This is a genomic window from Tsukamurella paurometabola DSM 20162, from assembly GCF_000092225.1.
Taxonomy (GTDB): domain Bacteria; phylum Actinomycetota; class Actinomycetes; order Mycobacteriales; family Mycobacteriaceae; genus Tsukamurella; species Tsukamurella paurometabola.
The window spans coordinates 493,798-506,580 of sequence record NC_014158.1; the positions used below are offsets into that span (position 1 = coordinate 493,798).

The window sequence follows — 12,783 nt, forward strand, 5'->3', positions numbered from 1 at the left end:
GGCTGGGGATATGGCATACGTCACCCGACTGCGTGGCGCGGTGGCGGGCCTGGCGGGCTCCGGCCCGCTGTATTCGCCCGACGATGCGCCGCCCGCCCCCGTCGCCATCGCGTTCGGCGCCTCCGTACGAGGCGGCCGTCCTGGGTCGTTCGTCGAGGGGCGATTGGAGGCCGCGCTGCGGCTGTACCGGATCGGGAAGGTTCAGCGGATCCTGGTCTCGGGGAACGCGAACGGTTTGTCCGGCGACGAGATCGAGGTCATGACTCGCTGGCTGCGCGAGCGCGGCGTGCCCGACGAGGCGCTCCTCACCGACGGTGCCGCCCTCGACACGTACCTTTCCTGCGTCCATGCGAGGGATCGATTCGGGATCGACCGGGTGCTGCTGGTCTCGCAGTTCTTCCATGCGCGGCGGGCTGTCGTGCTCGCCCGCCATCTCGGCCTCGATGCCGATGCCGTGCGCGCCGAGGCCGGCTGCAGTCGCCGGGCCTGGGTGCGCAATCTGGCCCGGGAGTACCTGCTGTCCCGCCCCAAAGCCGCCCTGGACATCGCCCGCAACCGTTGATCCGCGACAGTAAACTGCTGGTGTGAATCGACGGGTACTGGGTGAGGTCGGGCGTGCGATCGCGGTTCTGGCGGTCATCGTGGCGGGCGGCGTCGTGGGGTTCGGCTCCTGGGCTCTGATGTTCGTACAGGCCGACGCCCGCGGCATGGGGGTCGACCCGGGCGCCGGGCTCGCCCTCGGTTTCCTCGGCCTCATCTGGTCGGGGGTCTGCCTGGTGGCAGCGGGTGTCGCCGGGGATCTGCTCGTCTACGGCGAATCGCGGCGGGCGCGCCTGGTTGGGATCGGCGTGATGGCGTTGATCCTCGCGTGCACGGGGTTGCTGCTCTGGTGCGTCGCGAAACTGTCGCTGTGAGGCCTTTCGTGTGCACTATGTCCGCGTTCGCTCCCTGAGCGACAGTTTCGCGACGTGACCTTGCGCGGCTAACAGTGTTCGCCTACCGTATGGCTAACAACGTTAGCCAGGAGGCTGTCATGAAATGGATGATCGGGGTCGTCGCCACCGTCGCGCTGGTCGGCGTGCTGATGTACCGGGAGCGAGGGGACGAGCGCTCCATCGAGATCGCGGCTCCGCCCGAAGCGGTGTGGCGGGTGCTCATGGACTTCTCCGCCTATCCCGAGTGGAATCCGATGGTCCGCACCATCGCCGGCACGCCCCGGGTCGGCGAACGCCTCGACGTCGAGGTGAACAACAACGGCAGCGCCATTCGCTTCTCCCCGACGGTGCTCGGGGTCGACCCGGACCGCGAGTTCCGCTGGGTGGGCCGCGTCATGGTGCCGGGCCTGCTGGACGGCGAGCACTACTTCCGGCTCGAACCCACCGCGACGGGTACCCGCTTCACGCAGGGGGAGCGCTTCCGGTGGCGTGCTGGTCCCGGTGGCCGGCGCGTCGATCGATGTGGGCGAGGCCTTCGGCGCGTCCAACCGTGCGCTCCGCGACCGGGTGCTGGCTACGATCGCCGGGTGATCCCCGACGAGTTCGATCCACTGAGCGCGCTCACCCCGCGGGCGCGGCAGATCGCCGGGGCTGCCCGCGACCTCCTCGAACGCGAAGGCTGGGACGCCGTGACGATGCGGGTGCTCGCCGACGAGATCGGCATCCGAGCACCGTCGCTGTACAAGCACTTCGCCAACAAGGACGCGGTCAAGTCGGCGCTCGTCGCGGTTGCGCTGGCGGAATCCGGTGCGGCACTGCGGCCTACGACCGGCGTTGCGGAACTCCTCGGGCGCTACCGCGCCGTCGCCCGCGCCAATCCGAACCTGTACCGCCTCGCCACCGTCGGGCCGCTCGACCGGACGTCGCTTCCCGAGGGACTCGAGGATTGGTCGGGTGCTCCGTTCGTGGAGGTGACAGGTGATCCGCATGCCGCCCAGGCGCTGTGGGCGGCCGCGCACGGCCTGGCCATCTTGGAGATCGACGGCAGGTTTCCCACCGGCACCGCTCCCGACGCGACCTGGAACGACCTCGCCCGCCGATTCGGGTAGGCGTGCGATCCTGCTGAGCCCGACCGGTCGCCGCGCCGGAAAACATGTCGAAGCTCGAAGCGCTGCGCGGGTACAGTGGCCGACATGAACCGAGGAGGAGTGTCCGGCGCCCTGCGCCACGGCAGATGACCCCGCCCCGCAGCCGATCCACCGGACCGGCTGCGCAGTTCTGCCTACACTCTCCCGCCCCGAATCTGACCGGGGCTTTTAGAAACAAAGGTTCAATTATGCATGCACTGACTCAGCAGCAGATCCTCGACTCCTTCCGCGGCGCCACCAAGAGCGAGGTCAAGCGGGTCACGTTCCCGCAGGATGTCGACGAGATCCGCTTCGACCGCCTCGAATTCCTCGGCTGGCACGACCGCAAGATCGCGCGCCGGGCCTACGTCTGCGTCCCGATGGAGGAGGGACCGGTGACGCTGTTGTTCACGCAGGCGGAGGCGAAGCCCAAGGCCAAGGCCATGTGCACGTGGTGCCGCGATGTGAACATCACCAGCCAGGCGGTCCTCTTCTCGGTCCGCCGGGGCGGGCCGGCCGGGCGTAAGGGCGATACCATGGCCGTTCTCGTCTGCGAGGATTTCAGCTGCGCCGCGAACGCACGCAAGCTTCCGCCGGCCTTTCATAAGGCCACCGACCTCGATGCCATCCGCGAGCAGAACCTCGCCGAGTTGCGGCGCAGGGTTACCGGTTTCGTCGCCGAGGTGCTCAGCACCGAGGAGTGACCCGCAGCGGCCGGGTCGTCAGTCCTTGCTCTGGGGCAGTTTCGCACCGCGGGGAGCGACCCGGCCGGCCGACGGTGGCGGCACCATCGGCCCGATGTCACCGTCGGGCGCCGTGTCCAGATCGAGCATCACAGGGGCGTGGTCACTCGGGCCCTTACCCTTGCGGGCCTGCCGATCGATCCATGCCGCCGCGGTCCGGTCTGCGACCGGCCCACTCGCGAGGATCAGGTCGATCCGCATACCGAGGTTCTTGTTGAACATGCCGGCCCGGTAGTCCCAGTACGAGAAGACTTGGTCGGTGGGCCAGTGCTCGCGCACCACATCGCGCAGGCCGAGGTCTTCGAGCGCGCGCAGCGCGTCGCGCTCCGGTTCGGTGACGTGGGTGTGGCCGGCGAAGGCGGCCGGATCGAAGACGTCCTCATCGGTGGGCGCGATGTTCATATCGCCGCACACCAGTTGCGGCACCGAATCGGCGCTGACCTGATCCCGCAGTGCCGCCAACCATTCCAACTTGTACGCGTAATGGTCGGAGCCCACCTCACGACCGTTCGGTGTGTACAGCGAGTGCACGCGGATACCGGCGCAGACCGCCGAGATCGCCCGTCCCTCGACGGTGCCGTCGAACGCGGGTGCACCCGGGATGCCGACCACCACGTCGTCGAGCCCCACCCGCGACAACACCGCCGAGCCGTTCCACTGCGGCTGGCCCGCGGTGGCGAACTCGTACCCGCGCTCGGTCAGGTCGGGGCCGATCAGCGTGGCGAAGGCGTCATCGGTGAGCTTGAGTTCCTGCAGGCACACCACATCGGGCTGCCGCGAATCGAGCCATTCCAGCAGGCGGCCGTGCCGCTGTTTGACCGAGTTCACATTCCAGGTGGCGACGCGCATGACTCCACCGTATCGGGCGCCGCCGACAGGTCAGGGGCGGACGTCGATCCACTCGATGTAGGCGCTGCCGCGCACCGGCTTCGACTCGAACGTGCCCGCGTAGCTGTAGGCCGCCACGTAACCGGGGCCGTGCCCGTAGCGCCACGGCGAGTCGACCACGCAATCGATCTCCAGGACCCGGTCGCGGCCCTCGCAGACGGCCCAGGTGAACCGGTTCGGCACCCGCATCGAGCGGCCTTGCTCGTCGACGCGGGACTCCCACTCGGTCACGTGCAGTGCCACATCGTCGTACACCTGCGCCGGCTCGCCCAGGCGCCGCACGTGCAGCAGCCGGCACGCCACGTTCTCGCGGGCGCGCACGTCGGTGAGCAGCAGCTGCGTCGACGGGTCGACGTCGATGATCTGGTATGTGAAGAAGTCGATCGGCAGCTTCAGCGGTGCGGGCACGGGGCGCGGTGTGAGTGCCTGCGCCATACCGCGGATGCGGGCGTACTCGAAGGTGCCGAGACCGGAGACCTGCACCCCGTCGACGGTGCCGGTGTACGGCGCAGCGAGGCTGAAGTGATCGTACAGAGGGGTTTTCACGAAGTAGGAGACCTGATCGGTGACCTGCAGGGTGAGGTCGACGTCGAAGCCCGGGTAGCGTCCGCGCACCGTTACAGTCGGTAGGTCGACGGTGATCGTCAGCTCGTCGCCCCAGTGCAGCGACGAGCCGTCGGGCGCGAAGTCGCAGTCCGTGCTCGCGTCGTAGGCCCGGTAGAAGTGCTGGTCGTCCTTGGCGGTCGACGACAACACCGTGGTGGTGTTACGGGCATCCGGCGCTGCGAGATAGTCCTGATCGAAGACCTCCGCTCCCGGGGCGCCGATCAGCGTCATCGTGTTCACGTACCGATGCGGCGCAGGCAGATCCGGAACGAAAACGCCGAAATGCGTCGTGCCCCACAGCCGGGAATCGGTGTGCGGAACCATCACGTCGTGGTGAGCGAAAGGCGTTCGCGAGGCGGCGAGACGTCCGGAATCGGTGGCTGAGAACAGGGCGGTGCCGAGTGTGGCAGCGAGGGTGGAGAGCGTGTGCGGCACGTGCGAGTCCCCTGATCTGATAGATATCTCGCCAAATCTATCGTTGGCGTGGCGTGAACGTCAAGGACGCATCGGGGAGGATGGAGGCATGGATTCCACCGAGCGGTACACGGCCGCGGCCGTTGCGGCCTCCGCGGTCGTGATCCGCCAGTACTCGACATCGTTCTCGCTGGCCAGCCGGATGATGCCGCGCCGTGTACGCTCGCACATCACATCGATCTACGGGCTCGTGCGCGTCGCGGATGAGGTGGTCGACGGTGCCTGTCCGGTCGATCCGCGCGCACATCTCGATGCACTGGAGGTGGCCACGGAGCGCGCGATCGAGACTGGTTTCAGCACCGACCTGGTGGTGCACGCCTTCGCGAATACCGCGCGCGCAACCGGATTCGGCACCGAGCTCACGCGCCCGTTCTTCGCTTCGATGCGCGCCGACCTCACCCCCGCGCCGCATACGGCCGAATCGCTGGCGCAATACATCTACGGTTCCGCGGAAGTAGTCGGGTTGATGTGCCTGCGCGCCTACCTCCACGGGGCGGCGCCGTCGGACTACGAAGCGCTCGCATCCGACGCGAAACGCCTGGGCGCGGCGTTCCAGAAGATCAACTTCCTGCGTGACCTCACCGATGACGAACTGCGCCTGGGCCGCGCCTACCTCCCCGAGCTGACGCCCGACGCCTATGCGGCCGCGCTCGCGGACGCTCGCGAGGACCTGGAACAGGCCCGACGGGGCATCGCCCGACTCCCAGGTGATGTGCGGCGCGGCGTGCGCGCCGCCGCCGACCTGTATTCCGCTCTGCTGCACCGGCTGGAGGCCGCCGGGCTCGACGGTGCCCGCGCCGGTCGTGTCCGCGTCCCCGCGGCCTCGAAGCTGCTCGCGGTGGTCCGCGGCGTCCGCTGACCCGCGGTCCCCTCTTGTCCCGGAGGTTCGCGCCTGCTATATCTAGATACAAATCGTATCTAGATAGGGTGGTGGAATGGCGCTGGACGATTGGCCCGAGCGCGACCGGCGGTGGGCGGCGCGCTACATCCTGTGCCTCGCCGTGAAGCAGGACGTCTCGTACGAGGCGAGCGAGGCGCGGCAGGCCGAACTGATCGCCGCCGTCGAATCGGCCGGACTGCCCGCCGCCGAACTGTTCGGTGATCCGGATGAAGCGGCGGCCGCCGACGGCGCCGATATTCGCTCCTCGGAGCCACCGCCCGCGCCGCTGCTGGGCGGCGGCCGACAGGACGGCATCGACGCGATGGGGGTGGCCTATCTGACCGTGGGTGTCCCCGCGGCGATCCTGGTGCCGATGGTCGGTGGCGCGCGGGTCGACGTCACCGTGGGCACCGTGGCGCTGATGGCCGGGATCGTCATCGCCCTGTTCGCGGGCGGCGCCGCCTGGTCGGCGGCGGCCGAGGGCTATCCGCGCCGGGCTATGGCACTGGGGCTGACGGCGGTGGCGGCAGCCCTCTTCGCCGCATCGCAGGTCTCGTGGCCGAATCGGGCGGATGTGCTCGTCGCCGGCCTCCCATCGTGGATCGCGGTCCCGGCGATACTCGCACCGGGAATCGTCGCGCTGGTGGTTGCGCGATTCGTGTCGAACGAACCGCGGCAGGCGGAGGAGTACACCGATGATCAATGGTTCATGCGATTCCGAGATGTGTTGCGCAGCAGGTGGGTATCCGCCGACGTGATCGACGAGCACGTGCGGTCGCTACGTGCCGACCTTCCCGATGTGAGCACCGCGACCGAGGAGTACGGCGATCCCGTCGCGCTCGCCCGGCGGCTCGCGAACGACGACTCGGCAGCGGATCGCCGCCGGTGGACGTGGAAGGCGGCGGCGTTTGCGGTGTTCGCCTTCCTCGTCCTGTTCGGTGCGATCACTTCACTGATCGGCGACGGCCCGTCCTGGGGCGTGCTCGCGCCGATCGCGGTGGTGTTCCTGTACGCGCCGACGGCGCTGAAGTCCTGGCGATCGCGGCCGCGGAAGGCCGGGGCATGAGCGTCGCCGCCTGGCAGCGAGCGACCCTCCCGCTGTTGATCCTCGGCGTCCTCGAGTCGGCGCCGCGGCACGGCTACGGGATCTCCGCGGCGCTCGTCGACGTCGGCCTGCACCCGATCAAGGGCGCGCAGCTGTATCCCGCCCTGGTGAAACTCGAGAATGAGGGTGCGATCGTCGCGACCTGGGAGCAGAGCGAATCCGGCCCCGCCCGCAAGGTCTACGAGCTGACCGCGACCGGTCGCACGCAGCTCGCGACCCTCCGGGAGGACTGGCGCACGTTCACCACGGCGGCGGCGCAGCTCGGTGCGGCGGCCACCACCCCGTCTACCCGTAGGTAGCAAGCACTCGACGCAGGCGTCGGCCCAGGAAGCGATGTGGGCTAACGCTGTTAAGTCGGGAGGGGGCGTTACTGCGAGGCGGCGGGGTGGAGCTCGGGGGTCGCGTTCCGCTCGAGGAAATCAGTGAGCAGGGCGTCGAATTCGGGAGCGCACTCCAGCTGCGGCATGTGACCGACGCCGGGGATGAGGTGCCCCTCCGCGTGCGGGATCAAGGCGCGAGCGGCGCTCAGGTGCTTCGGCGGCAGGATCTTGTCCCGATCGCCCCAGAGCACCATCGTGGGCCGCGGTGTCTTCGCGATCGTGGCCTGGAGCTCGTCGCGCCACTCCTGCTGGACGCCCCCGAGCACGGAGCCGAGTGAATCGGCGGTGCGCCACGTGGTGAGGCCGGCATCGGTCTCCCGTGCGATCTTCATCGCATGATCGATGCGAGCACGGGTCGCGAAGGACTTGTCCGCGAAGATCAGTCGTTCCTGGATGATCGCGGACAGCCGACTCGGGGTGGTCGCCATCAACTTGCCGATCAGCGGCAGGCCCAGCAGGCGCAACAGCGGAGTGACCTCCTTGCCGAAGCCCGCGGAATCGACCAGGGTGATCGTCGCGACCTGCTCCGGGCGCTGCGTCAGCAGTGTCATGGTCACCGCCCCACCGAGCGAGTTACCCACCACGTGAACGGGTCCCGTCACTTTCAACGCGTCCAGCGTCTCACCCACGCCGCGCGCCAGCGCCGGCAATCCCGCACCGTCGGGGTGCGGTGCCGACCAGCCGTAGCCGGGGAGGTCGGTGGCGATGAGACGGAAATCCCCGGACAGGGACTCGAACTGGGGATCCCAGTCCTCCAGGCTGCGGGTGATGCCGTGCAGCAGGAGGACGGTCGGCTTGGACTCGTCGCCCTCGGCGCGTACCCGCGCCCAGCGTCCGTTGACGGCGATGGTGGAGATCATCGGTTCGCCTCGATCCACTCGAAGGTCACATCGGCGACGGGAGAAGGGTTCTGTGCCACCACCCAGTGTCCGCCGGGCACCGAGACATCGCGCGACTTCGGGGAGTGTGTGAGGCCGGCCAGCTGCACCGGGCGGGTGACGAAGAGATCGCCCTCGGGCGTGACCACCTGCACTGGCACGGTGGTGTCCGCGGCGGCGGGCTTGAGGAAAGGCCCGGGCATGTTGGCCCGGTACAGGTTCAACCCATTGGTGAAATCGCGGTCCGAGCGCTCGTAGCCCTCCGCGGTGCGCCCGCCGGTGCCGCGCTTCTCCAGCGTCTCGATCAATTTCTGGCCCCAGCCGCGGCGGTAGAGCGCATCTGCCAGTCCGGGGGCGAGGAAGAACGGGATGTAGGTGGAGCCCGCCGCCTGGCGCAGCCGCGCGGGCACGTCCGCGAATCGCCGTGCACCTTTGAGATATTCGCCCGCATGGTTCAGGTTGGGGCCGGAGATCGAGGTGTAGCTCGCCGTCTTATCGGCCACGGCGGGGTCGACCACCGCGTGCCAGCCCTGGATCGAGCCCCAGTCGTGGCCCAGCAGGTGCACCTTCGACCGGTCGCCGGATTGCTCGCGCACGGCGTCGATCACCTTGGAGACGTCGGAGATGAGCCGGTCGAAGCGGTAGCCCGCCTTGCCCGCGGGCGCCTCGGAGTCGCCCGCGCCGCGGACGTCGTAGGTGTACACGTTGGCGCGCCCGGCCAAGGCCGCCGCAACGCCGTCCCAGACGTGGTGATTGTCGGGGTAGCCGTGGATCGCCAGCACCGTGGGCAACGCGGGATCGTGCTCCCCGTAACGGAATCCGGCGAGCGTGAGCCCATCCGAGGTGGGCACGTCGAAGCGGGTCTGATCAGTCATGGGTGCCTTCTAGAGGTCGATGGTGAGGTGATCGCCGGCGGCGCGGGAGACGCAGGTGAGCATCTGCCCCTGTTCCCGCTCGTACGGTGTCAAGGTCTGGTCCCGGTGGTCGACGGTGCCTTCGGTCACCGTCACCCGGCAGGTTCCACAGAACCCCTGACGGCACGAGTACGGGGCATCGGGCCGGGCCTTGAGCACCGCTGCGAGCAGCGTCTCCTCGGCTCCCACATCGACGGTGGTGCCGGTCTCGGACAGTGTTGCGGTGAAAGGCTTCCCATCGACCACGGGCGGAGCCGAGAAGCGCTCGTAATGCAGCTCCACATCGGTGCGGCCGATCAGCCCGATGCGCAGCGCCTCGAGCATGGGGATCGGGCCGCACGAGTACAGCGCGGTGGGTCCAGGGGTGTCGCCGATCAGGACATCGGCGGTGGGGATCCCGTGCACATCGTCGGTGCGGATCTCCACCTTGTCGCCGAACTTCGCCACCTCGCTGATGAACGGGATGGTGTCGGTCGATCGGCCGGTGTACAGCATCGACCAGTCGAGACCGAGCCGCTCGGCGGCGATCATCATCGGAAGGATGGGCGTGATGCCGATGCCGCCGGCCACGAATCGCAGATGCTGCGCCGCGGAGCCGTGACCGGGCACGGCCATCGGCATGCCGTTGCGCGGCCCCTTGACGGTGACCGTGGAACCGAGGTGCAGCGTCTCGTGCACCTCCACCGAGCCGCCGCCACCGGTCGGTATGCGGCGCACCGCGATCCGGTACGTGTCGGCGTCCGCGGGATCGCCGCACAGCGAGTACTCGCGCATGCGGCCGGAAGGGAGCAGGAGGTCGAGGTGTGCTCCCGGCGTCCAGCGGGGCAGAGGCGTACCGTCGGCCGATTCCAGCGTGAGCGCGACGACGTCCTTATCGTGCGCGACGATCTCGCGGCCGATCACCCGCAACTGGCGCGAGGTGTCGGGCTCGGCGAGATCGCGCGGCTTCATCAGGTGCGCGAACGCGGGGATGGTGGTGCTGAAGAACGCATTGGCGAAGCGCAGGAGGGGATCCCGCTTCCATCGGCCGTAGAGATGGGGAGGAACTTCGGTGACGGGCTCACCCCAGGGTCGGAAGACCGACGGGGACTTGCGGCCCTTCGTCGGATCGATGCCGGCGCCGGTCATCCGTTCGCCGCCCGGGCCGCCGGCGACGTGGCGAGGTAGGCCACGGCCTGCGCCGTCGAGCCGATCGAGGCGGGGTCGAAGCTGGGCTTGAAGTAGATCAGCGTGAACTTGATGACGTCGCGGAGCTTGGGAAGGATGTTCTTGCGCGAGCCCCTGAGGTACTCCCACCACAGTCGCGGGTACGAGTAGCTGAAGTTCGGATCCTTGCGGAGCATGTAACCCGACGTGCGGTGCAGCGCGAGTACCAGGAACACCACGCCCACGATCATGGCGCGGCAGCGGTGGAAGTAGCTGGGGTCGAAGTAGTTCGCCACATCGTGCGCGACGCTGCGGTGCTCGACCTCCTCTGCGCCGTGCCAGCGACAGATGTCGGCCATCGTGGGATCGACGCCGTACTTGTCCCAGTCGTTGTTGAGCGCGAACACTCCGAGGATGGCGGTGTAGTGCTCGACGGCCGCGATCAGCCACAGGCGCTGCACCATGTCGTTGTACTGGGCGCGGTCCGAGCGGTAAGTGCGCGGCGCGAGGATCTTGCGGAAGATGTACTCGAACTGCCGGGCCACGGGCGTGGTGTCGATGCCGCAGCGCGCGAGGTATTCGCTGAGCGCGCGGTCGTGCGACTCGGCGTGCATGGCCTCCTGGCCGATGAAGCCGCGCATGGTGCGGGCGAGGTTCTCGTCCTTCACGTACGGGAGCGCCTCGTTGTAGACCTCGCAGAACCACCGCTCGCCCTCGGGGAGCACGGAGTGCAGGATGCTGCTGATGATGTCGCTGGCCACGGGCTCGCCGGGGATCCATTCGAGCGGGGTGTTCTCCCAGTCGAAGGTGACGTTCCGGGCGTGGATCTCGACCTCGGCGGGCTCGTGCTCGTGCGCCGTTGCTCGGGAGCTCATCGCTGCCTTCCTTCCGCGGGTGTCTTGACATTCAACACCCAACTGTCGAGAAAACGGTACCAGTTCGAGTGAGAGAGTCCAGCCGCGAATCTATCAATTCCGACATTGCCGGATGTTTCCTTGAACACACCCCTGCGCACCGCTAATCTACAACCTGATGGTTGTAGATGAACTGGCACCGGACGAGGTCGACCGCCTCTTCCACGCGCTCGCCGACCGCACGCGCCGCGACATCCTGGCGCAGGTGATCGACCGGGAGCGATCGGTCTCCGAGCTGGCTCGGGGATACGAGATGAGCTTCGCCGCCGTACAGAAGCATGTGGCCGCGCTGGAGAAGGCGGGTCTGGTCACGAAGCTGCGACGCGGCCGCGAAGCCCTGGTCCGCCCGGACATCACGGCCGTTCAGCGCGCGCAGCGCCTGCTGCGCGCCTATGAGGACCTGTGGCGCGGACGGGTCGCGCGCATGGACGCGTTGCTCGACGAGCCCTCGATGAAGGAGTGAGAGATGCCCGTTCTGTCCACCACGAGTGATCGTGAGGCGCTGACCTTCGACCTGGTCGCCGAGTTCGCCACCTCCCCGGAGCGGGTGTGGCAGCTGTGGGAGGACCCGCGCCTATTGGAGAAGTGGTGGGGCCCGCCCACCTGGCCGGCCACATTCGTCCGCCACGAACTCACACCGGGCGGCCAGTCTCGGTACTACATGACCGGCCCGGACGGCACGAAGGCCGGAGGCTGGTGGGAGACGGTCGCGACCGACGCCCCGTCGACCTTCGTATTCCGGGACGGCTTCGCGGGGGAGGACGGCGAGCCCGTCGATCCCGAGGACTACTCCACGAACACGGTCGTGCTCACCCGGACGGGCGATGTCACGCGGATGAACCTCACTGCGGCCCACCGGTCACTCGAACAGCTGGATCGCGTGTTGGAGATGGGGATGACCGAGGCGATGAACCAGATCGACGCCCTGCTCGCCGCTGTCTGACGTTCACCAGCCCCAGAACGAGCGCTGCGCGGCGATCGCCCAGGCATCGATCCGCGCGATGTCGGCGTGCTCGGGCAGTGGGCAGTCGCCGTCGAGCACGGCACGCACCGCGCCTTCCAGCTCGGCGATCTCGGCCGAGACCTCCTCGCGCGCAACCTCGCCGCGCTTCACGGCGAGCACCCGTTCACGCTGCTGCGGAACCAGCGGCAGCGTGAGCGTGCCCGCCGACGCGATCTCATGCCCCTGGTAGGCCAGGCGCAGCGCGTGGCTGCCGTACTTGACGTCCCAGCCGTATCGCGCCACCAGCTCCGGCCGGTTCGGCACGCCGCTGGCGCGGCCGAGCATCCGCTGGTGCTGTGAGTGCATGTACCCCAGGAACCGCTCCACCGACTGCCGTGAGAGGAACGCCGACCGCAACTCCCGCAGTGACCGGCCGAGCTCGGTGACCTTCACCAGCGACTCGTCCGGTGCGTACAGCGGCAACAGGACCGTCGGATTGCCCTTGACGGCCAGCCGCAGATACTTGCGCAGGCTGTACAGCACCAGGTCGGTGTCGCCCGGCCCGCTGCGCACGCCCTCGGGCCGGGTGCGCCAGATGTAGTCGGCGCGCGGCTGCCGCACACCGAGCAACGACGCCGGCGGCTCCAGGTACACGCCCAGCTCGTCGTGGTCGTCCGTGCCCGCGATCGCGATGCCGTGTACGCCGGAACCCACGACGGAGCGCAGGATCTCGTCCCGCAGCGCCACATCGCGGTCGCCGTATTCGACGTTCTTCCGATCAGACATGCCGAGGAAAGTACGACACCCCGTTGCGTTCGCTCCACTGAATTTCGATTGGAGTGTCGTCCGC

General features: G+C 68.4%; 16 protein-coding genes. 9 read left to right on the top strand and 7 right to left on the bottom strand.

All coding sequences use genetic code 11. The annotated features are described in order from the left end of the window. The first annotated feature begins 10 nt into the window (after nucleotides 1-10). From TPAU_RS02285 to TPAU_RS02300, 4 genes are all read left to right on the top strand, one after another. A complete protein-coding gene (locus tag TPAU_RS02285) occupies nucleotides 11-562 on the top strand; it encodes a SanA/YdcF family protein (protein WP_013125149.1) in 552 nt (183 codons plus the stop codon). A 22-nt stretch (nucleotides 563-584) separates the two neighbouring features. After that, a complete protein-coding gene (locus tag TPAU_RS02290; RefSeq protein ID WP_013125150.1) occupies nucleotides 585-914 on the top strand; it encodes a hypothetical protein in 330 nt (109 codons plus the stop codon). A 119-nt stretch (nucleotides 915-1,033) separates the two neighbouring features. Further along, nucleotides 1,034-2,044 carry an SRPBCC family protein gene (locus TPAU_RS22215; RefSeq protein ID WP_160160292.1) on the top strand — a complete coding sequence of 337 codons (1,011 nt, stop codon included), beginning with the start codon at nucleotides 1,034-1,036 and terminating at the stop codon, nucleotides 2,042-2,044. Nucleotides 2,045-2,271: 227 nt separating this feature from the next. Beyond that, nucleotides 2,272-2,766 carry an FBP domain-containing protein gene (locus tag TPAU_RS02300; RefSeq protein ID WP_013125152.1) on the top strand — a complete coding sequence of 165 codons (495 nt, stop codon included), beginning with the start codon at nucleotides 2,272-2,274 and terminating at the stop codon, nucleotides 2,764-2,766. Nucleotides 2,767-2,784: 18 nt separating this feature from the next. Here TPAU_RS02300 and TPAU_RS02305 read toward each other — a convergent pair whose 3' ends face one another. Both TPAU_RS02305 and TPAU_RS02310 read right to left on the bottom strand, forming a co-directional pair. Then, nucleotides 2,785-3,654, bottom strand: coding sequence for an exodeoxyribonuclease III (locus TPAU_RS02305; RefSeq protein ID WP_013125153.1), 870 nt, complete (start codon nucleotides 3,652-3,654; stop codon nucleotides 2,785-2,787). A gap of 30 nt (nucleotides 3,655-3,684) precedes the next feature. Then, nucleotides 3,685-4,689, bottom strand: coding sequence for a DUF6670 family protein (locus TPAU_RS02310; RefSeq protein WP_115330003.1), 1,005 nt, complete (start codon nucleotides 4,687-4,689; stop codon nucleotides 3,685-3,687). A gap of 133 nt (nucleotides 4,690-4,822) precedes the next feature. Between TPAU_RS02310 and TPAU_RS02315 the strand changes: the two genes are divergently transcribed. The 3 genes from TPAU_RS02315 to TPAU_RS02330 all read left to right on the top strand — a co-directional run bounded on the left by TPAU_RS02315 (nucleotide 4,823) and on the right by TPAU_RS02330 (nucleotide 7,057). Then, the gene (locus TPAU_RS02315; protein ID WP_013125155.1) at nucleotides 4,823-5,632 is read left to right on the top strand and encodes a phytoene/squalene synthase family protein; all 810 of its coding nucleotides are present in this window, start codon (nucleotides 4,823-4,825) and stop codon (nucleotides 5,630-5,632) included. A gap of 76 nt (nucleotides 5,633-5,708) precedes the next feature. Next, the gene (locus tag TPAU_RS02325; RefSeq protein WP_013125156.1) at nucleotides 5,709-6,719 is read left to right on the top strand and encodes a hypothetical protein; all 1,011 of its coding nucleotides are present in this window, start codon (nucleotides 5,709-5,711) and stop codon (nucleotides 6,717-6,719) included. Next, nucleotides 6,716-7,057, top strand: coding sequence for a PadR family transcriptional regulator (locus tag TPAU_RS02330; RefSeq protein ID WP_013125157.1), 342 nt, complete (start codon nucleotides 6,716-6,718; stop codon nucleotides 7,055-7,057). Before TPAU_RS02325 ends, TPAU_RS02330 begins: the two co-directional genes overlap by 4 nt. A gap of 68 nt (nucleotides 7,058-7,125) precedes the next feature. Here the strand turns inward: TPAU_RS02330 and TPAU_RS02335 are convergent, their stop codons facing one another. The 4 genes from TPAU_RS02335 to TPAU_RS02350 are packed head-to-tail and all read right to left on the bottom strand — an operon-like array spanning nucleotide 7,126 to nucleotide 10,951. Then, on the bottom strand, nucleotides 7,126-7,998 hold the full coding sequence (locus TPAU_RS02335) for an alpha/beta fold hydrolase (RefSeq protein WP_013125158.1): 873 nt from the start codon (nucleotides 7,996-7,998) through the stop codon (nucleotides 7,126-7,128). Continuing rightward, nucleotides 7,995-8,891 (bottom strand): alpha/beta fold hydrolase, encoded by an 897-nt coding sequence (locus TPAU_RS02340; protein ID WP_013125159.1) that lies wholly within the window; start codon nucleotides 8,889-8,891, stop codon nucleotides 7,995-7,997. The genes TPAU_RS02335 and TPAU_RS02340 overlap by 4 nt, the downstream gene beginning before the upstream one ends. Nucleotides 8,892-8,900: 9 nt before the next feature. Continuing rightward, complete coding sequence (locus TPAU_RS02345) at nucleotides 8,901-10,058, bottom strand: PDR/VanB family oxidoreductase (RefSeq protein WP_013125160.1); 1,158 nt, start codon at nucleotides 10,056-10,058, stop codon at nucleotides 8,901-8,903. Then, nucleotides 10,055-10,951 (bottom strand): metal-dependent hydrolase, encoded by an 897-nt coding sequence (locus tag TPAU_RS02350; protein WP_013125161.1) that lies wholly within the window; start codon nucleotides 10,949-10,951, stop codon nucleotides 10,055-10,057. Before TPAU_RS02350 ends, TPAU_RS02345 begins: the two co-directional genes overlap by 4 nt. A gap of 157 nt (nucleotides 10,952-11,108) precedes the next feature. On the opposite strand from TPAU_RS02350, the gene TPAU_RS02355 reads away from it, so the two are divergent. Then, on the top strand, nucleotides 11,109-11,453 hold the full coding sequence (locus TPAU_RS02355) for an ArsR/SmtB family transcription factor (RefSeq protein WP_013125162.1): 345 nt from the start codon (nucleotides 11,109-11,111) through the stop codon (nucleotides 11,451-11,453). A 3-nt stretch (nucleotides 11,454-11,456) separates the two neighbouring features. Next, complete coding sequence (locus TPAU_RS02360) at nucleotides 11,457-11,933, top strand: SRPBCC family protein (RefSeq protein WP_013125163.1); 477 nt, start codon at nucleotides 11,457-11,459, stop codon at nucleotides 11,931-11,933. A gap of 3 nt (nucleotides 11,934-11,936) precedes the next feature. Here the strand turns inward: TPAU_RS02360 and TPAU_RS02365 are convergent, their stop codons facing one another. Beyond that, nucleotides 11,937-12,719, bottom strand: coding sequence for a nucleotidyltransferase domain-containing protein (locus TPAU_RS02365; protein ID WP_013125164.1), 783 nt, complete (start codon nucleotides 12,717-12,719; stop codon nucleotides 11,937-11,939). Nucleotides 12,720-12,783 lie beyond the last annotated feature (64 nt).

Excerpts from the sequence above, each read along its gene's own strand:
- TPAU_RS02285 (WP_013125149.1), top strand. The coding sequence starts at position 11 with ATGGCATACGTCACCCGACTGCGTGGCGCGGTGGCGGGCCTGGCGGGC.
- TPAU_RS22215 (WP_160160292.1), top strand. The coding sequence starts at position 1,034 with ATGAAATGGATGATCGGGGTCGTCGCCACCGTCGCGCTGGTCGGCGTG.
- TPAU_RS02300 (WP_013125152.1), top strand. The coding sequence starts at position 2,272 with ATGCATGCACTGACTCAGCAGCAGATCCTCGACTCCTTCCGCGGCGCC.
- TPAU_RS02305 (WP_013125153.1), bottom strand. The coding sequence starts at position 3,654 with ATGCGCGTCGCCACCTGGAATGTGAACTCGGTCAAACAGCGGCACGGC.
- TPAU_RS02315 (WP_013125155.1), top strand. The coding sequence starts at position 4,823 with ATGGATTCCACCGAGCGGTACACGGCCGCGGCCGTTGCGGCCTCCGCG.
- TPAU_RS02325 (WP_013125156.1), top strand. The coding sequence starts at position 5,709 with ATGGCGCTGGACGATTGGCCCGAGCGCGACCGGCGGTGGGCGGCGCGC.
- TPAU_RS02330 (WP_013125157.1), top strand. The coding sequence starts at position 6,716 with ATGAGCGTCGCCGCCTGGCAGCGAGCGACCCTCCCGCTGTTGATCCTC.
- TPAU_RS02335 (WP_013125158.1), bottom strand. The coding sequence starts at position 7,998 with ATGATCTCCACCATCGCCGTCAACGGACGCTGGGCGCGGGTACGCGCC.
- TPAU_RS02340 (WP_013125159.1), bottom strand. The coding sequence starts at position 8,891 with ATGACTGATCAGACCCGCTTCGACGTGCCCACCTCGGATGGGCTCACG.
- TPAU_RS02345 (WP_013125160.1), bottom strand. The coding sequence starts at position 10,058 with ATGACCGGCGCCGGCATCGATCCGACGAAGGGCCGCAAGTCCCCGTCG.
- TPAU_RS02350 (WP_013125161.1), bottom strand. The coding sequence starts at position 10,951 with ATGAGCTCCCGAGCAACGGCGCACGAGCACGAGCCCGCCGAGGTCGAG.
- TPAU_RS02355 (WP_013125162.1), top strand. The coding sequence starts at position 11,109 with ATGGTTGTAGATGAACTGGCACCGGACGAGGTCGACCGCCTCTTCCAC.
- TPAU_RS02360 (WP_013125163.1), top strand. The coding sequence starts at position 11,457 with ATGCCCGTTCTGTCCACCACGAGTGATCGTGAGGCGCTGACCTTCGAC.
- TPAU_RS02365 (WP_013125164.1), bottom strand. The coding sequence starts at position 12,719 with ATGTCTGATCGGAAGAACGTCGAATACGGCGACCGCGATGTGGCGCTG.